The sequence below is a fragment of the Nocardioides sp. SR21 genome, assembly GCF_022761125.1.
Lineage (GTDB): Bacteria > Actinomycetota > Actinomycetes > Propionibacteriales > Nocardioidaceae > Nocardioides.
Genome location: NZ_JAKWJR010000008.1, coordinates 1 through 17,292, shown reverse-complemented (window position 1 = coordinate 17,292; position 17,292 = coordinate 1). Strand labels below are relative to the sequence as shown.

Here is a 17,292-nt window from a genome sequence, read left to right as displayed (position 1 = left end):
TCGTCGGACTACTGTCAGGACGACGGGGAAGGGTGCATGCATGTCGGAGGAAGCGCTGAGTCCGGACGAGCTCGACGAGCTCGCACGGCGGGCTCGGGCAGGTGATCGGGACGCGCTGGAGGCGCTGCTCGCGGCGATCCGTCCGCGCGCGCTCAACGTGTGCCGGGGGGTGCTGCCGCACCTGCCCGACGCGGAGGACGCCTGCCAGGAGGCGTTGATCAACATCGCGAACAAGATCGGCAGCTGGGGCGGCCGCGGCCGGTTCACGACCTGGATGCACGTCGTCGCGGTCAACAGCGCGCGGACGACGTACCGCCGGATGAAGAACCAGGCGATCTCCGCGGACCCGCAGGACTTCGGGCCGCTGGACCGCCCCGACCCGCGCACCACCAGCGTCATCGCCGGCACCCGCCTCGACCTGCTCGAGGCGATGGAGATCATCGAGCGCGACCACCCGCAGTTCGTGGAGCCGCTGCTGCTGCGCGACGTCTACGGGTTGCCGTACGAGGAGATCGCCCAGCTGGTCGGCGCTCCGCTCGGCACGGTCAAGGCCCAGATCCACCACGGGCGGAAGCTCGCCCGGCCCCTGCTCCGGAGCACGGAGTGAGGAGAGCCGCCGCCGGCCTCGCGGCCGCGGCGCTGCTGCTCACCGGCTGCACCTCGGGCGACGGCGGCACCGAGCCCACCGAGGAGACGTCGCCGACCGAGGCGGCCGCCGCGCGGGTCGACGAGCCGGTCGAGGACCGCGTCTACCCCGACGTCGGCGACCCCGGCGTCGACGTGCTCAGCTACCACCTCGACCTGGACTGGGACCCCGCGACGCAGACCCTGACCGGGGCCGAGACGCTGCGGATCCGCGCGACGGCGCGGGCGTCGCAGATCCAGCTCGACCTCGGCGAGCCGCTCGAGGTCACCGACGTGGACGTCGGCGGGGTGCGCGCGACGTTCGACCATGACGGCAAGGACCTGGTCATCCACCAGCGGGTGCTGCCGAACCGGCGCTACCTGGTGCACATCGACTACTCCGGCACGCCCGCTGCGGTGCCGTCGCCGACCGAGCGCACCGACATCGCCAGCGTCGGCTGGACGGTCGCGCCCTCCGGCCAGGTGTGGACGATGCAGGAGCCGTTCGGCGCCTACACGTGGTACGCCGTCAACGACCAGCCGTCCGACAAGGCGACGTACTCCTTCCGCATCAGCGCCCCGTCCCCGGCGGTCGGCGTGGCCAACGGCGAGCTGGTCTCGCGGCGTGAGCGCGACGGGCGGACCATCACGGCCTGGGAGCTGGACTCGCCGGCGTCGTCGTACCTCGTCACCGTCGCCATCGGCGAGTTCACGATGACCGAGGACGAGTCGGCCTCCGGGCTGCCGATGTCGTACTGGACGCCCGCCGACCGGCCCGAGCTGATCGACCGGATGCGCGAGGCGCCGGCCGCGGTCGACTGGCTGGAGGAGAGGCTCGGGCCGTTCCCGTTCGACAGCCTCGGCTACCTCGTCGTCGACTCCTCCAGCGGCATGGAGACGCAGACGATGATCACGCTCGGCGACACCAGGTACGCCACGTCGCCGGAGGTGCTCGTCCACGAGGCCGCGCACCAGTGGTACGGCGACCTGGTGACGCCGCGCGACTGGCGTGACGTGTGGATGAACGAGGGCATGGCGATGTACCTCCAGGGCGTCTGGACCGCCGAGCACCGCGGGCCGTCCCTCGAGGCCCTCATGGACGAGTGGGCGACGTACGACTCGACGCTGCGCGGCGACTCCGGACCGCCGGCCGACTACGACCCCGAGGACTTCGGCGCCGCGAACGTCTACTACATCCCTGCCGTGATGTGGGACGAGCTGCGCCAGCGCATCGGCGACGACGAGTTCTGGCGACTGGTGCGCGAGTGGCCGCAGGCGAACGCGTACGGCAACGCGGGGTACGACGACATCACCGCGTGGTGGTCGGAGCAGACCGGCGAAGACCTCTCAGCGTTCTTCGACACGTGGCTGCTGTCGGAGACGACACCTGCTGCTGACAGCTGAATCACTTGCCCGACGCGGCTGATCGCGACAGCGTGGAGCTCGTGAAGATCCTGGTGCTCGGCGGTTCGGTGTTCCTGTCCAAGGCGGTCGCGGTCGACGCCCTCGCGCGCGGGCACGAGGTGACCTGCGCGACGCGCGGCACCTCCGGCGCCGTGCCCGACGGAGCGGCGTTCGCCCAGTGGGACCGGTACGACGACGTCCCGGCCGAGCTCGCGGACGCGACGTACGACGCGGTGGTGGACGTCGGCCGGATCCCGTCCTGGGTGCGCAAGGGCGTCGCGGCGTGGCCGGACGCGCACTGGGTGTTCGTGTCGACGGTCAACGTCTATGCCGACGACTCGATCCCGAACGGCCGGCCAGGAACGGTGCCGCTGCGCGACCCGCACCCCGAGGACGCCGACCTGAAGACCGACCCCGAGACGTACGGGCCGATGAAGGTCGCGTGTGAGCAGATCGTGCGCGACGGCGCGGCCTCGTGGACGGTGATCCGGCCGGGGCTGATCGTCGGCCCCGAGGACCCGACCGGTCGGTTCACGTACTGGCCGGTGCGGCTGGCCGACGGCGGCGAGGCGCTGGCCGGTGGGAAGCCCGAGGACCTGATGCAGGTGATCGACGCGCGCGACCTGGCGGCGTGGATCGTGACGTGCGCGGAGCAGCGCACCGGCGGCGACTACGACGGCGTCGGCGAGGTCATGCCGATCTCGCGGATGCTCGCCGAGGTCGCCGACGGCGTCGGGTCGTCCGCGACGTTCACGTGGGTCCCGCAGGAGTTCCTCGCCGAGCAGGGCGTCGAGCCGTGGATGGGTCCGGAGGCGCTGCCGCTGTGGCTGCCGCGCCCGGAGTACGACGGGCTCGGGTCGCACGACCCTGCACCGTCGTACGACGCGGGGCTGGTGCTGCGCTCGATCGCGGACACCGCGCGGGACACGCTGGCGTGGCAGCGGGCCGCGCCGGACGCGGTCGTGAGCGGAATGTCACGCGATCGGGAGGCCGCGGTGCTCGCGGCCTGGCATAGCCTGCGGGAGTGACGCGACTCTCCGCCGCCGAGCTCATCGACCTCGTCCTCGACGAGGGCTCCTGGACGTCCTGGGACGTCGCGCCGGACCGCACCGGTGTGTCCCCGGAGTACCTCGCCGAGCTCGTCGCCGCCCAGGAGAAGAGCGGCTGCGACGAGTCGGTGCTCACCGGCGAGGGCCTGATGAAGGGCCGCCGGGTGGCGGTGGTGATGGGCGAGTTCGCGTTCCTCGCCGGGTCGATCGGCCGCGCCTCCGCGGACCGCCTGATCGCGGCGATCAACCGCGCCACCGCCGAGGGACTGCCGCTGCTCGCGGGCCCGGTCAGCGGCGGGACGCGGATGCAGGAGGGGACACCGGCGTTCGTGCAGATGGTGCGGATCACCGAGGCCGTCGCGGCGCACAAGGCCGCGGGCCTGCCGTACCTCGTCTACCTGCGCCACCCCACGACCGGCGGCGTGATGGCGTCGTGGGGCTCGCTGGGGCACATGACCGTCGCCGAGACCGGCGCGCTGGTCGGGTTCCTCGGGCCGCGCGTCTACGAGGCGCTGTACGGCAAGCCGTTCCCGCCGGACGTGCAGACGGCCGAGAACCTCTACACCCGCGGGATCATCGACGCGGTGATGCCGCCCGAGGAGATCGCCGAGATCCTCGACCGGGCGCTGACGATCCTGCTCGCGCCGAGGCACGGCGTCCGGCCGGTGCCCGCGCCGATCCCGCTCACCCCGCTCCCCGAGGTCGACACCTGGGACGCCGTCACGCGCTCGCGGCGTCCGGACCGGCCCGGCGTCCGCCGGCTGCTCAAGTACGCCGCCAGCGACGTCGTACCCCTGAACGGGACCGGGCAGGGCGAGCACGACCCCGGGCTGCTGCTGGCGCTGGTGAGCTTCGGCAACGCGCCGTGCGTGTTCCTCGGCCAAGACCGGCGCGGGCAGACGACCGAGCACCCGATGGGGCCCGAGGCGCTGCGCGAGGCGCGGCGCGGGATGCGGCTGGCGTCCGAGCTCGGGCTGCCGCTCGTCACCGTGATCGACACCCAGGGCGCCGCGCTGTCGGCGGAGGCCGAGAACGGCGGGCTGGCCGGCGAGATCGCGCGCTGCCTGTCGGACCTGGTGACGCTGGACGCGCCGACGCTGTGCCTGATGCTCGGCGAGGGCAACGGCGGCGGGGCGCTCGCGTTCCTGCCCGCCGACCGGGTGATCGCGGCCCAGCACGCCTGGCTCTCTCCGCTGCCTCCCGAGGGCGCCAGCGCGATCGTGCACCGCGACCTCGACCATGCTCCTGAGATGGCCCGCGCGCAGCAGGTGCGCGCCCTCGACCTCCTGGAGCGCGGCATCGTCGACCGCGTCGTCGCCGAGCTGCCCGACGCCGCCGACGAGCCCGAGCAGTTCTGCCAGCGCGTCGGCGCGGTGCTCGAGCACGAGCTCGCCGCGCTGCTCGATGCCGGGCCAGGCAGTCCCGCCGACCGCGCCCGCCGCTACTTGTAACGCGGGGTTATGGCAACTAGGCACCCCGTTATTTCGAGGTCACCAGAGCCCATAACCCCGCGTTACAACCGGCGGGAGCGGTAGGAACTAGAACGCGTTACAGTCGCGGGCGTGAAGACGTACGTCGTGAGTGGGGCCGCGTCGGGGATCGGGGCGGCGACGGCCGGGCTGCTGCGGGAGCAGGGGCACCGGGTGATCGGCGTGGACCTGCGGGACGCGGACGTCACCGCCGACCTCGGGACGGCCGAGGGGCGGGCCGAGGCCGTCGCCGGCGTACGACGACTGACCGACGTGGTGCACGGCCTGGTGCCGGCCGCGGGGATCGCCGGGCAGACCGGCGTGGACTCGCAGCTGGTGGTGTCGGTCAACTACTTCGGCGCGATCGCGCTGGTCACCGGCCTGCAGGCGGAGCTGACGAACGCGAACGGCGCGGGCGTGGTCCTGCTCGCCTCGAACTCGATCACCGGCATGCCCGGCTGGAACGCGCCGGTGGCCCAGGCCTGCCTGCGCGACGACGAGGCGACCGCGCGGGCCGAGGCGGCGAAGGTCGAGTCGGTGATGGTCTACCCGTCGACCAAGGCGGCGCTGGCCTGGTGGGCGCGGCGTGAAGGCGTGAAGGCGGAGTGGGCCGGCGCCGGCATCCGGCTCAACTCCGTGGCGCCCGGCGCCACCGAGACGCCGATGGTCGAGCGGATGCGCGCGGACCCGGTGTTCGGGCCGGCGATCGACTCGTACCCGACCGCGACCGGCCGGACCACGCGACCCGACGAGATCGCCTCGGCGATCGGGTTCCTGCTGTCGGCCGAGAACATCGTGGGCGCCGTTCTCTTCGTCGACGGCGGCACCGACGCGATGCTCCACCCGATCTCGCCCCAAGGTTGGGAAGTCACGGACATAACCCCCTGACGCCCCTTACCGTTTTCTGTGTGTCCCACCGTGATCTGTCCGACCTCGAGCTGCGCGCTCTCGCCTTCGTCGACGAGCGCGAGCTCGTGCGCGACCTCGTCAACCTGATCGCGATCCCGTCCGTGAGCGGCTCCGACGCGGAGTCCGACGTCCAGCACGTGCTCGCCAAGCAGCTCACCGAGCTCGACCTCGACACCGACCTCTGGTCGCTCGACCTGCCCCGCCTGACCAGCGACCCGGCGTTCCCCGGCTGGGAGGCCACCCGCAGCGAGGCGTGGGGCCTGGTCGCGAGCAGCGGCGAGGGCGAGCCCGAGCTGGTCCTGCAGGGGCACGTCGATGTCGTCCCCAGCGGCGACCTCGGCCAGTGGCGCACCGACCCGTTCACCGCGACCGTCGACGGGCGCGACGTCCGCGGCCGCGGCACCTGCGACATGAAGGCCGGCGTGGTCGCCAACCTCGCCGCCGTCCGCGCGATCCGCTCCTCCGGCATCCAGCTCTCGAAGCCGTACGCCGTCCAGCTCGTCGTCGGCGAGGAGGACGGTGGCCTCGGCGCGTTCGCCACCCTCGACCGCGGCCACCGCGGCAAGGCCTGCATCATCACCGAGCCGACCAGCGGCACGATCACGACCGCCAACGCCGGCGCGCTCACGTTCGAGCTGCGGGTGCCCGGCGTGGCCAGCCACGGGAGCACGTCGTACGCCGGGGTCAGCGCGCTCGAGAAGTTCCTCCCGCTGCACGCCGCGCTGGCCGCCCTCGAGGAGCGCCGCAACCGCGACGTGCACCCGCTGATGGCGGAGTACCCCGTCGCCTACCCGCTCTCGATCGGCAAGGTCTCGTGCGGCGACTGGGCGAGCAGCGTCCCCGACCTGCTCGTCGCCGAGGGCCGCTACGGCGTCGCGCTCGGCGAGGACCCGGCCGCGGCCCGGACCGAGCTCGAGGAGGCGATCGCGGACGCCGCGGCCGCCGACCCGTGGCTGCGCGACCACGCGCCGACCGTCGCCTGGACCGGCGGGCAGTTCGCCAGCGGTGAGTACGCCCAGGCCGACCGCGCGCTCTACGACCTGGTCGCCGCCGCCCATGCCGACGTCACCCAGGGACCGCGCCCGCGCGAGCGCGGAGCGCCGTACGGCAGCGACCTGCGGTTGTACGCCGGTGCCGGGATGCCGACGCTGCACTACGGACCTGGCGACGTGCGGCTCGCGCACGGGCCCGAGGAGGCCGTCCCGGTCGACGAGCTCGTCGCGGTCACCGAGAGCCTGGTGCTCGCACTCCTGCGCACCTGTCGCTGACCCGCAGAATGAAGGCATGCGGCGAACCCTCTCGGTGATCCTCGGGTGCCTCCTCAGCACCGCAGCCCTCGTCCCGGCCGACGCCGGCGGACCACGCACCTGGCGGGTCGGCCCGGACCGCGAGCTCCGCACGCCCAGCGCCGCCGCAGCGGTCGCGGGCGACGGCGACACGGTGCTGATCGACGCCGGCAGCTACGCCGGTGACGTCGCGACGTGGACCCAGGACGACCTGACGCTGCGCGGCGTCGGCGGCCGGGCGCACCTGCGCGCGGACGGCGAGCACGCTCAGGGCAAGGCGATCTGGGTGATCGCCGGCGATCGCACGACCGTCGACCGGATCGAGTTCAGCGGGACGACCGTCCCGGACGGCAACGGGGCCGGCATCCGTCAGGAGGGCACCGACCTCACGATCACGCGGAGCTGGTTCCACCACAACCAGAACGGCATCCTCACCGGCGCGGACTCCGCAAGCGACATCGTCATCACGGGCTCGCGGTTCTTCCGCAACGGCGCGGGCGACGGCCAGACGCACAACATCTACGTCGGCGCCGTCCGCTCGCTGACCGTCACCGGCAGCTACCTCTGGGGCGCCGACACCGGCCACGAGCTGAAGTCCCGCGCCGCGCGCAACACCGTCGTCGCCAACCTGATCACCGACCGCGACGCCACCGCGAGCTACTCCATCGACCTGCCGAACGGCGGCCGCTCGCTCGTCGCGGGCAACGTGGTCGTCCAGGGGCCGAGCTCGGAGAACTCCGCGTTGGTCTCGTACGGCGCCGAGGGGCTCACCGGGTCAAGCCGGCTCTGGGTCGTCGGCAACACGTTCGTGAACCAGCGATCGTCGGGCACCTTCGTCAACCTCACCACCGGCAGCGACGCCACCCTGCGCAACAACCTGCTCGTCGGGCCCGGGGACCTCGCCTCGCGCGACGACGTGTCGGCGCGGGCGAACCTCCGCGTCGGCCTGCGCTCGTTCGTCGACCCGGCGCACGACGACTACCGCCTGCGCGCCGCGTCGTCGGCGATCAACCGCGGCGCAACCGTGCCGAAGCAGTGGCGCCCGCGGTGGGAGTACGCCCACCCCTCCGGGAAGGATCGCCGGCCAGTGGTCGGCCGGGTCGACGTCGGCGCCTACGAACGGCGCTGATCACCAGCGGTTGCGCGCCTCTTCGGCCCAGCCGACCAGGCCGTCGAGGTCGACCCGCTCGCCGTCGTCCGTCGCGGCCCAGCCCGACCAGTGCCCGAAGCACTGGTGCGTCTCGTTCGAGAGCACGACGAGGTCGGTGCGCGAGACCTTCTCGTGGAACGGCGTGAACGTCGCGTCGACGCCCTCGCCGTGGATCCGCCACGGTCGCATCCAGTCCGCGGTGTCGTACTCCCACACCAGGTCCGCCTGGATCTTGTGCAGTCGCCCGTCGACGAACAGCCCGTTCTCGGTGACGCCGGTGCCGTCGGTCCACTTCCCGCCGAGCGTGAGGCCGCGACCGGGGCCCGAGCCGGCCGCCCAGTTCCACGTGATCGAGTACGGCCACTTGCCGCGACCGTGGTCGAGCACGCCCCAGCCCTCGACGTCGTACGACGTGCCGTCGACAGCGATCGACCCGGAGACCGGCCGCGAGACGTCCTTGACCGTGTACTGGAACCGGCGGGCGCTCCACGGCACCACCGCGCCGAGCACCTCGGCGCCCGGCGCGACCGCGAGGTCCACGGACACCCCGGGCGCCGCCGCCCGCAGCGCCCGGTCGGACACCTCGATGCGGAGGTCCTTCGACACGACCGACGCGACCTCGCCGTACGCCGGCATCGTCACGCCGCGACCGAGCGGCGGCACCGCCTCGCTCTCCCAGGTCTGCCCGGTCTCGCGGTCGAGCAGCCACAGCGAGCAGACGCCCGCGTAGTCGAGCGATGACACGACCAGGCCGAGGCAGAAGCGCTCGGTGACGACGCCCCAGTACTCCCAGCGCTTCGCGCGGCCCCAGCCGCGGAGGTTGGGACGCACCAACGGTCGGCGCGACCAGCCGACGGCTGCTTCATGGAGACGGCCGTCCGGCAGGCAGAGGTCGATCGGAGAGGTCAGCTCACGCACGGAGGCATTCTCACCGAGGGCTCGGCTGGTTGCCGCTACAGGCGCCGCGTGGGCAGCTGCCGCTCGACGACAGCGCCGTCGGCCGACCTGACCAGGTGCCAGGCGTGGGCACCGTCGGTGTCGCTGACGGCCTCGTGCAGGTCGGTCCCGAAGAACGTCAGTGCGGCGCCGTTGTCGGTGGCGTAGCACTCCGGCAGCCGCTCCTCTGCCAGGAGCCGGGTGATGGCGGGGCGGCGCTGCTCCTCGGCGTCGTGGTGCGGGCTGTTGCTGTACGGAAGGAACCCGAGCCCGTCGGTCACGGGCCGCAACGGCAGGCCGAACGAGTCCGTCGTTCCACCCGTGAACCAGCACACCGACCCGGCCGAGACACCGGTGAGCACGACGCCCTTCTCCCAGCACTCGCGCAGGATCGGCTCGAGCCCGTGCGTCCGCCACAGGGCGAGCAGGTTCGCGACGCTGCCTCCGGCGACCCAGATCAGGTCCTGCTCCAGCAGCAGGCGCCGGACGTCGTCCGTGTTCGGCCGCGGGAACAGCGCGAGGTGCGTGACCCGGAAGCCGGCGCGTCCGAACGCCGCGTAGCAGGCGGTCAACCAGGTCGGGTCGTCGCCGAGAGCGGTGGCCAGGATGCAGACCTTGGGGGACGGGCCGGCCTGGGCAAGGTCCGCCGCATAGCGGTAGACCGGCCCGAGGCGCCAGTCCCACTCCCCGAGGTCCATCGAGGAGAACCCGATGCTGGTCGCGACGATGGTGGGCTGGTCAGCAGGCACGCCCGGACCCCCTCACCACCGTCGCCACCGTCAGAACAACAGCGCCGAAGCCGGGTCCTCGAGGATCCCGGCCACGTCGGCGAGGAACCGCGAGCCCTTCTCGCCGTCGATGTGGCGGTGGTCGAACGACAGCGCCAGCGTGGTGACGTCTCGGACGACGATCTCGCCGGTGACCTCGTCGACCCACGGCCGCTTGTTGATCGCACCGAAGCACAGGATCGCGGACTCGCCCGGGTTGATGATGGGCGTACCGGCGTCGACGCCGAACACGCCGACGTTGGTGATCGTGAACGTGCCGCCGCTCATCTCGGCCGGCTGCGTCTTGCCCGACCGCGCCGTGTCGACCAGGGCGCCGAGCGCGTCGGCGAGCTCGAGCAGCGACAGGCACTCGGCGTCCTTGATGTTCGGGACGACGAGGCCTCGCGGCGTGGCCGCGGCGATGCCGAGGTTCACGTAGCTCTTGTAGACGACCTCCTGGGCGGCCTCGTCCCACCACGAGTTGATCTCGGGCGTGCGACGCATCGCGAGGATGCACGCCCGCGCCAGCACCAGCATCGGGCTGACCTTGACGTCGCGGAACTCGCGGCGCGCCTTGAGCCGCTCGACGAGCTCCATCGTGCGGGTGGCGTCGACGGTGATCCACTCGGTGACGTGCGGGCTGGTGAAGGCCGACTGGCTCATCGCCTGCGCCATCATCTTGCGCACGCCCTTGATCGGCTCTCGACGCTCGCGCTCACCGCTGGTCGAGCTCGCCGAGACCGTCGAGACCGCGGCAGCCGGCGCACCGGCAGCGGCCTCGACGTCCTCTCGCGACACCGTGCCGTTCGGGCCCGACGCGCGGCACGTGGTGATGTCGACGCCGAGGTCCTTGGCCAGCTTGCGCACCGGCGGCTTCGCCAGCACGTGCACGGCAGGCGCGGCGCCGACGGCGGCCGGGGCGGACGGCACCGGCTCCGGCGCCTCCTCGGCCTCGACCATCGGGGACGCCCCGGACTCGAACGCCGCCTGGGTCTGCCAGTGCGCGGCAGCGGCACCGGTCGCGACCTTGCGGGCGCGGCGGACCGGGCCACGGTCGGCCTTGTTGCGGCCGACGAGGGACTCGCCCTCGCCACCGCCGGAGGCGGCCGGGTTCGAGAGGTCCATCTCGCCGAGGTCCGCAGGCGCCGCCGGGGTCTCGACGGGCTCGTCGACCGACTCACCGATCGCGATGATCGGCGTGCCGACGGAGACCATCTCGCCCTCGGCGACGTGGATCGCGGTCACCGCGCCGGCGTACGGCGTCGGGAGCTCCACGATCGACTTCGCGGTCTCGATCTCGACGACGATGTCGTTGATCTGGACGACGTCGCCGACCTTGACCTTCCAGCTGACGATCTCGGCCTCGACGAGGCCCTCGCCCACGTCGGGCAGCTTGTACTCAGGCATCAGAACTCCAGCGAGCGGTCGACGGCGTCCAGCACCCGGTCCAGGTCGGGGAGGTAGTCCTCCTCGATCCGCGACGGCGGGTAGGGCGTGTCGAACGCGCCGACCCGCAGCACCGGGGCCTCGAGCGAGTAGAAGCAGTTCTCGGTGATCCGGGCGGCCAGCTCGGCGCCCATGCCGAGGTTCACGTGCGCCTCGTGCGTGACGACCACGCGGCCGGTGCGGCGTACGGAGTCGTAGACCGGCGCCATGTCGAGCGGCGACAGCGTGCGCAGGTCGATGACCTCGATCGACTTGCCCTCGCCGGCGGCCGCCTCGGCGGCGGACAGCGCGGTCTTCACCGTCGGGCCGTAGGCCAGCACCGTGACGTCGGTGCCGCCGCGGACCACGCGCGAGGTGAACAGCGGCGCCGGGGTCGCGCTCTCGTCGAGCTCGGCCTTGTCGGCGTGGTACTGCCGCTTGGGCTCGAGGAAGATCACCGGGTCATCGCACGCGATCGCCTGCTGGATCATCCAGTAGCCGTCGACCGGGTTCGAGCAGGCGACCACCTTGAGGCCAGGGGTGTGCGCGAACTGCGCCTCCGGCGACTCGCTGTGGTGCTCGACCGCGCCGATGCCGCCACCGAACGGGATCCGGATGACCATCGGCATCTTGATCTTGCCCTGGCTTCGGAACGTCATCTTCGCGACCTGGCAGACGATCTGGTCGTACGCCGGGTAGACGAAGCCGTCGAACTGGATCTCGACCACCGGGCGGTAGCCGCGCAGCGCGAGGCCGACCGCGGTGCCGACGATGCCGGACTCCGCGAGCGGGCTGTCGATGACACGGTCCTCGCCGAAGTCCTTCTGCAGGCCGTCGGTGATCCGGAAGACGCCGCCGAGCTTGCCGACGTCCTCGCCCATGAGCAGGACCTTGGGGTCGTCCTCCATGGCCTTGCGCAGGCCCATGTTCAGGCCCTTGGCCAGCGTGATCTTGCTCATCGGTGCGCCCCCTCGAAGCTGGCGAGGTAGGCATCGAAGCCCTCGCGCTGCTGCTCGAGCTCCTCGGTCATCTCGGTGAAGACGTGGTCGAAGATGCTCAGCGGCTGCGGGTCGGGCAGCGCCTTGCAGCCCTCGCGCAGCGTGTGGCCGAGATCGTTGGCCTCCTGCTGGACGGCCTCGAAGAAGTCGTCGTCGGCGAGACCGTTGCGGCGCAGGTAGACCTCCACGCGCGCGATCGGGTCCTTGAGCTTCCAGCGCTCGAGGTCGTCGGAGAGCCGGTAGCGGGTCGGGTCGTCGGTCGTGGTGTGCGCGCCCATGCGGTAGGTGTACGCCTCGACGAACGTCGGGCCCTGGCCCTCACGGGCCCGCTGCAGCGCGGCCTGCGTGACGGCGTACGTCGCCAGGACGTCGTTGCCGTCGACGCGGACGCCGGGGAAGCCGAAGCCGAGAGCCCGCTGGTAGAGCGGGATCCGGGTCTGGCGCTCGATCGGCTCGGAGATCGCCCACTGGTTGTTCTGGCAGAAGAACACGACCGGGGCGTTGTACGACGCGGCGAAGATGAACGACTCGTTCACGTCGCCCTGCGACGAGGCGCCGTCACCGAAGTGCGCGATCACGGCCGCGTCGCGGTCGGGGTCGCCGGTGCCGACGACGCCGTCGCGCTGCATGCCCATCGCGTAGCCGGTCGCGTGCAGCGTCTGCGCGCCGATGACGATCGTGTAGAGGCCGAAGTTGTTCTCCGACGGGTCCCACGAGCCCTGGTCGACGCCGCGGAACAGGCCGAGCAGGTCGAGCGGGTTGACGCCGCGGCAGTAGGCCACGCCGTGCTCGCGGTAGGTCGGGAAGACGTAGTCCTGCGGGCGCAGGGCGCGGCCGGCGCCGATCTGAGCGGCCTCCTGGCCGAGCAGCTGGGCCCAGATGCCGAGCTCGCCGTGGCGCTGGAGCGCGGTGGCCTCGGTGTCGATGCGCCGCGTCAGGACCATGTCGCGGTAGAAGCCGCGCAGCTGGTCCTCGGAGAAGTCGAGGTCGAACTCGGGGTGGTGGACGCGCTCACCCTCGGGCGTCAGGAGCTGGACGAGCTCGGGGCCGCCGTCCTGCTGGGAAGGACCGAAGACCTCCACCAGGTCGGGGCCGAAGCCGGGTGTCTCACCCGCTTGCTGCTGGGTCACGTGCACTCCTTCGAGGTCGCCGGCTGGACGGGGTCTCCGCATGCCGAGTTCTGCCATGTGATCGAGAACCGGACGCGGGCTCGCGGGGGTGGTGCGGCCCTGTGACCCGGAACACAATCGTGCCTCCACAACCTACCGGGGGCATCGTCGGACCCGCCAATCCGGTCCTCCCGAAACTGGCTCCGCGGACAGGTGCGCTGTCGTAGTCTCCTCGCTCGAGCCTGGAGGACGAGCCCCGTGACGAGTGAGGACCACTGGCTGCTGCCCGACGGCGACGGCGGCCGGATCGCCACCCCGGAGCTGGTCAAGCAGCCGGTGCTGGACGCAGCCGCCGTGCTGCAGCTGCGCCGCAGCGAGCTCGCCGCCTCCCCGGACGCGGAGGTGCTGGCCGTGGGCGACGGGATGAACCCGTTCCTGCACCAGTGGGCGCACGAATGGGCCGACCTGCTCTCGATCCGCCCGTCCGTGACGGCGCAGGAGCTGCGGGTCAACCTGCGGCTCAACCGCGACTTCCTGGCCGGTCCGCCGCGGAAGACCATGATCAGCGTCTTCAACTACGAGGGCATGGACCTCGACGCCCGGATGCTGCTCGCCAACGAGACGGACAGCGACTACCGCTTCGGCTTCGCCCCGCTGCAGCTGAAGATCGTGGACCGGCGGGTGGTGCTGCTCCCGGGCCCGGAGGTCGACGGCGCCCCGTCGATCATGGGGGTCACGGCCGGGCCCTGCTTCGAGGCCGCGTGGCAGTACTGGGACGCCGTGCTCGCCACCGCACTCCCGGCCGCCGAGGTCGAGCCGGGTCTCGGCGCGCTGACCGCACGGCAGCGTCAGGTGGTCGTGATGCTCGCCGACGACCTCGGGGACGAGGCGATCGCGGAGGCGCTGGGCGTCAGCGTCCGCACGGTCCGCAGCGACATCGCGTCCGTCCTCACCCAGCTGGGCGTGAAGTCCCGGTTCGCCGCCGGCATCCGGCTCCGCCTCGAGTCGAGCACGCTCGGCTGACGTCGCGCCAGGTCAGTGGACCTCCCCCAGGTCCTCGTGGTCCTGGTGGGTGACCGGCTCGACCTGGAACGTCGAGTGGCGTACGTCGAAGTGCTCGGCGGTGCACTCGCTGAGCCGGTCCAGGATCCGCCCGACACCCTCGGCGTCCAGCGCCTCCTGGGTGACGGTCACGTGCGCGGACAGGCTGGGCATCCCGCTGGTGATCGTCCACGCGTGCAGGTCGTGGACGTCCACGACGCCGGGCATCTCGAGCAGGTGCTCACGCACGTCGTCGAGGTCGAGGCCCTTCGGCGCCACCTCGAGCAGCACCGCGGCGGAGTCGCGCAGCAGCACCAGCGACCGCGGCAGGATCAGCGCCGCGATCAGCAGCGACGCCAGGGAGTCCGCGCGCTCGAAGCCCCAGAGCAGCATGACCAGGCCGGCGACCACGGCGAGCACCGAGCCGAGCAGGTCGGCGAGCACCTCGTTGACGGCGCCGCGCATGTTCAGCGAGTCGGTGTGCGAGCGGTTGAGGATCCACAGCGAGACCGCGTTCGCGAGCAGGCCGACCAGCGCGAACAGCACCATCGGGCCGGACTCGACCGGCTGCGGGTCGACCAGCCGGGTGACCCCGGCGTACGCGAGGTAGCCGCACACGACCAGCAGCACCACGGCGTTGAGCAGCGCGGCGAGGATCTCGGCCCGGTGGAGGCCGAACGTCGAGCGCGGCCCGCCTCCGCGCGCGGCGACGTACGACGCCCCGAGCGCGAGCACGATCGCGGCGACGTCGGTGGCCATGTGGCCCGCGTCGGCGAGCAGCGCCAGCGATCCGGTGAGCCAGGCACCGACCAGCTCGAGCACCAGCACCGCGGCGGTCACGGCGAGGACCAGCCGCAGCCGGGATCGGTCCTCGGCCCGGCCCGACGCGTGGGAGTGGTCGTGGCCCATGGGGCCATTGTTGCAATTCGGAACGGTTGGCGCGTTTACCCGCCGTAGGCCCCGTCGCCGGGTGATCCTGACGCCTCACATTCGGGTGCGAGCAGTGGGGCGTGGCAATGCGGTGGGGATCTCGGGTGGCGCTGGTCGCTGCCCTGATGGTGGCGTTGGTGATCGAGCTGGGCGGGGCTCCGGCCCAGGCCCAGCAGGCGGAGTCGGCGGCCAAGGCGGCCCCGGTGTTCCGCACCGGCGGGTTCGCCGACCCGTCGGTGGTGCGGTACGACGGCGGCTACCTGGCGATCTCGACGGGTCGCCACGTCCAGCGTGCGATCTCCCGGACCCCGCAGGGACCGTGGCACCGGATCCGTCCGGCGCTGCCGCACCTGCCGCGCTGGGCCCGGTCGAAGGACCAGGCGATCTGGGCGGCCGACCTGGTGCAGACCCGCGCCGGCGGCTGGCGGCTGTACTACTCCGCCCTGGTCGGCCACGGGCTGCGGCGCTGCATCGGCGTCGCGACCGCGCCCACGGCGCTCGACCAGTTCCGCCCGCTCGGCCGGCGGCCGCTGGTCTGCCCGCCGCGCGGCGCGATCGACCCGTCGGCGTTCACGAGCCGGCGCGGGAGGCACTACCTGCTGTTCAAGACGCAGGGGCTGCCGAGCACGATCCGGCTCCTCCCCCTCACCCGCGACGGCCGGCACCGGGCGCGCCACGCCCGGTCTCGGATGCTGCTGCGGAGCCGGCACGTGGTCGAGAACCCGGTGCTCCTCCAGCGCGGCAAGAGCCTGGTGCTGCTGACGTCCGAGGGTCACTTCGGCGACTGCCAGTACCGCACGACCTGGCGCCGGTCCCGCACCCTGCACCACCTGCGGACGGCGCACGCGCACTCGCTGCTGCGGCGCGCGAACACCGGGATCTGCGGCCCGGGCGGCGCGGACGTCGTGCGCGGCGGGCTGAAGCACCCGCTGGTGTTCTTCCACGGCTGGGCCGGCGGCCGGCGGGTCATGTACGCGATGCACCTGCACTGGCGCCACGGCGCTCCGCGGGTGCGTGGGTTCCTCACCCGGCACTAACGTCGCGGTCGTGGAGCTCGAGTTCAGCGGCGAGGTCCGGGAGTGGCGCGGGCCCGCGCCGTACCACTTCGTCCGGGTGCCCGAGGACGAGGCCGAGCAGATCCAGGAGACCGCGGCCGCGGTGACCTACGGCTGGGGGATGGTCCCGGTCACCGTCGCCATCGGCGACACCACCTGGACGACGTCGCTGTGGCCGAAGGACGGCAGCTACCTCGTGCCGCTCAAGGACACGGTGCGGCGGGCCGAGGGCATCGAGCTCGGGATGGTCGTGGGGGTGCGGCTCCGGATCGAGGTCTAGCCGTGCCCGGCCGGATCTGCCGATCAGCGCGCGTCGGGCCTGCCGGTGCTCTCGTGCTCGTCGTCAGGATCGCGTGAGAAGTGGATCCGGTCGTCGGCGGTGTGAACGGCGAACCCTCCAGGAATGCCCATGGAACCGTTGCCGCTCGCGAAGCACTCCCACCCTCCGTCCAGCTGGCGCGTGTAGACGTCTACGTTGAGCTCACGGCCGTCCCCCTGGACATCGACCAACGCGGCGGCGACGTCGCCCTGGACCCCCACGTCCAGCACTCGGGCATACCGGCGGTCCCAGCCGCCCAGGGCCATCGCTGTCTCGGCGTCGAAGTCGGCCACTCTCCGATCATCACATCCGCCGTCGTGCCGCTCGCGGCGACGCCCGTGCGCTCGTGCCGATGAAGAGATGTCGACGTTGTCGACCTACGATTTTCGACGTGCTTGCCATCGCGTTCTTCGCTGTCTTCGCCCTGCTGTCCGTCTGGGCAGTGTTCTGGGTCATCCGTCTGGCCGTGCGCTGTGGCATGAACGACGCCCTTCGTATGAACCGCGACTGGCTGGCCGCCGACCGTGACCGGGAGGTGTCGGCCCACTGAGGCCGAGTCCGGAGCGCCGGCCGGCGAGTACCGTCCCGTACATGAGCGACGAACCGATGGACGAGCCGGTCTGGCAACGACGCTGCGAGCACTGCGGGCACGAGCTCGTGTCCGTCGTGATGGACGTCTTCCCGGGCGGCGACGAGCAGCTGGACGTCCCGGTGGCGACCGACCACTGCCCGAACCCGAAGTGCCCGTCCAAGCAGTCCTAGTTGTACCCGGCCAGGACGTTGGTAGCGGTTCTGGCCGTTGACGTGAAGAGAACCTCCGG

The 17,292-nt window shown here is 72.1% G+C and carries 19 protein-coding genes; 12 read left to right on the top strand and 7 right to left on the bottom strand.

Going from position 1 to position 17,292, the window contains the following annotated elements; genetic code table 11:
- The first annotated feature begins 40 nt into the window (after positions 1 to 40).
- The 7 genes from MJ604_RS15965 (at position 41) to MJ604_RS15935 (ending at position 7,870) form a co-directional block, all read left to right on the top strand.
- On the top strand, positions 41 to 607 hold the full coding sequence (locus MJ604_RS15965) for an RNA polymerase sigma factor (protein WP_243059494.1): 567 nt from the start codon (positions 41 to 43) through the stop codon (positions 605 to 607).
- Entirely contained in the window at positions 604 to 2,028 is a 1,425-nt protein-coding gene (locus MJ604_RS15960; RefSeq protein WP_243059493.1) for a M1 family metallopeptidase, read from the top strand. Before MJ604_RS15965 ends, MJ604_RS15960 begins: the two co-directional genes overlap by 4 nt.
- A gap of 41 nt (positions 2,029 to 2,069) precedes the next feature.
- Positions 2,070 to 3,056: an NAD-dependent epimerase/dehydratase family protein gene (locus tag MJ604_RS15955; RefSeq protein WP_243059492.1), complete on the top strand. Its 987-nt coding sequence runs from the start codon at positions 2,070 to 2,072 to the stop codon at positions 3,054 to 3,056.
- Positions 3,053 to 4,528 carry an acetyl-CoA carboxylase carboxyltransferase subunit alpha/beta gene (locus tag MJ604_RS15950; RefSeq protein ID WP_243059491.1) on the top strand — a complete coding sequence of 492 codons (1,476 nt, stop codon included), beginning with the start codon at positions 3,053 to 3,055 and terminating at the stop codon, positions 4,526 to 4,528. Before MJ604_RS15955 ends, MJ604_RS15950 begins: the two co-directional genes overlap by 4 nt.
- 111 nt (positions 4,529 to 4,639) lie before the next feature.
- Positions 4,640 to 5,434 carry an SDR family oxidoreductase gene (locus MJ604_RS15945; protein WP_243059490.1) on the top strand — a complete coding sequence of 265 codons (795 nt, stop codon included), beginning with the start codon at positions 4,640 to 4,642 and terminating at the stop codon, positions 5,432 to 5,434.
- 20 nt (positions 5,435 to 5,454) lie between these two features.
- On the top strand, positions 5,455 to 6,723 hold the full coding sequence (locus tag MJ604_RS15940) for an ArgE/DapE family deacylase (RefSeq protein ID WP_243059489.1): 1,269 nt from the start codon (positions 5,455 to 5,457) through the stop codon (positions 6,721 to 6,723).
- A gap of 16 nt (positions 6,724 to 6,739) precedes the next feature.
- On the top strand, positions 6,740 to 7,870 hold the full coding sequence (locus tag MJ604_RS15935; RefSeq protein ID WP_243059488.1) for a NosD domain-containing protein: 1,131 nt from the start codon (positions 6,740 to 6,742) through the stop codon (positions 7,868 to 7,870).
- Here the strand turns inward: MJ604_RS15935 and MJ604_RS15930 are convergent, their stop codons facing one another.
- From MJ604_RS15930 to pdhA, 5 genes are read right to left on the bottom strand one after another with little or no spacing between them, the layout of a single operon-like run.
- Positions 7,871 to 8,809 carry a DUF2804 domain-containing protein gene (locus tag MJ604_RS15930; RefSeq protein ID WP_243059487.1) on the bottom strand — a complete coding sequence of 313 codons (939 nt, stop codon included), beginning with the start codon at positions 8,807 to 8,809 and terminating at the stop codon, positions 7,871 to 7,873.
- A 35-nt stretch (positions 8,810 to 8,844) separates the two neighbouring features.
- Positions 8,845 to 9,576 carry a peptidase E gene (locus MJ604_RS15925; protein ID WP_243059486.1) on the bottom strand — a complete coding sequence of 244 codons (732 nt, stop codon included), beginning with the start codon at positions 9,574 to 9,576 and terminating at the stop codon, positions 8,845 to 8,847.
- A 30-nt stretch (positions 9,577 to 9,606) separates the two neighbouring features.
- Positions 9,607 to 11,001 carry a dihydrolipoamide acetyltransferase family protein gene (locus MJ604_RS15920; protein ID WP_243059485.1) on the bottom strand — a complete coding sequence of 465 codons (1,395 nt, stop codon included), beginning with the start codon at positions 10,999 to 11,001 and terminating at the stop codon, positions 9,607 to 9,609.
- The gene (locus tag MJ604_RS15915) at positions 11,001 to 11,978 is read right to left on the bottom strand and encodes an alpha-ketoacid dehydrogenase subunit beta (RefSeq protein WP_243059484.1); all 978 of its coding nucleotides are present in this window, start codon (positions 11,976 to 11,978) and stop codon (positions 11,001 to 11,003) included. The genes MJ604_RS15920 and MJ604_RS15915 overlap by 1 nt, the downstream gene beginning before the upstream one ends.
- Positions 11,975 to 13,189 carry a pyruvate dehydrogenase (acetyl-transferring) E1 component subunit alpha gene (pdhA, locus tag MJ604_RS15910; protein ID WP_374458355.1) on the bottom strand — a complete coding sequence of 405 codons (1,215 nt, stop codon included), beginning with the start codon at positions 13,187 to 13,189 and terminating at the stop codon, positions 11,975 to 11,977. Before pdhA ends, MJ604_RS15915 begins: the two co-directional genes overlap by 4 nt.
- A gap of 195 nt (positions 13,190 to 13,384) precedes the next feature.
- Here pdhA and MJ604_RS24325 point away from each other — a divergent pair, with 195 nt between their 5' ends.
- Positions 13,385 to 14,149: a helix-turn-helix transcriptional regulator gene (locus MJ604_RS24325; protein ID WP_243059483.1), complete on the top strand. Its 765-nt coding sequence runs from the start codon at positions 13,385 to 13,387 to the stop codon at positions 14,147 to 14,149.
- Positions 14,150 to 14,161: 12 nt separating this feature from the next.
- Here the strand turns inward: MJ604_RS24325 and MJ604_RS15900 are convergent, their stop codons facing one another.
- Positions 14,162 to 15,076: a cation diffusion facilitator family transporter gene (locus tag MJ604_RS15900; RefSeq protein WP_243059482.1), complete on the bottom strand. Its 915-nt coding sequence runs from the start codon at positions 15,074 to 15,076 to the stop codon at positions 14,162 to 14,164.
- 125 nt (positions 15,077 to 15,201) lie between these two features.
- Between MJ604_RS15900 and MJ604_RS15895 the strand changes: the two genes are divergently transcribed.
- Both MJ604_RS15895 and MJ604_RS15890 read left to right on the top strand, forming a co-directional pair.
- On the top strand, positions 15,202 to 16,134 hold the full coding sequence (locus MJ604_RS15895) for a family 43 glycosylhydrolase (RefSeq protein ID WP_243059481.1): 933 nt from the start codon (positions 15,202 to 15,204) through the stop codon (positions 16,132 to 16,134).
- A 10-nt stretch (positions 16,135 to 16,144) separates the two neighbouring features.
- Positions 16,145 to 16,432: a DUF1905 domain-containing protein gene (locus tag MJ604_RS15890; protein WP_243059480.1), complete on the top strand. Its 288-nt coding sequence runs from the start codon at positions 16,145 to 16,147 to the stop codon at positions 16,430 to 16,432.
- A gap of 23 nt (positions 16,433 to 16,455) precedes the next feature.
- On the opposite strand, the gene MJ604_RS15885 is transcribed toward MJ604_RS15890, so the two are convergent.
- The gene (locus tag MJ604_RS15885) at positions 16,456 to 16,764 is read right to left on the bottom strand and encodes a hypothetical protein (protein ID WP_243059479.1); all 309 of its coding nucleotides are present in this window, start codon (positions 16,762 to 16,764) and stop codon (positions 16,456 to 16,458) included.
- Positions 16,765 to 16,862: 98 nt separating this feature from the next.
- Here MJ604_RS15885 and MJ604_RS15880 point away from each other — a divergent pair, with 98 nt between their 5' ends.
- Entirely contained in the window at positions 16,863 to 17,021 is a 159-nt protein-coding gene (locus MJ604_RS15880; protein ID WP_243059478.1) for a hypothetical protein, read from the top strand.
- Between the two features lie 41 nt (positions 17,022 to 17,062).
- Positions 17,063 to 17,233 carry a hypothetical protein gene (locus MJ604_RS15875; RefSeq protein ID WP_243059477.1) on the top strand — a complete coding sequence of 57 codons (171 nt, stop codon included), beginning with the start codon at positions 17,063 to 17,065 and terminating at the stop codon, positions 17,231 to 17,233.
- Positions 17,234 to 17,292 lie beyond the last annotated feature (59 nt).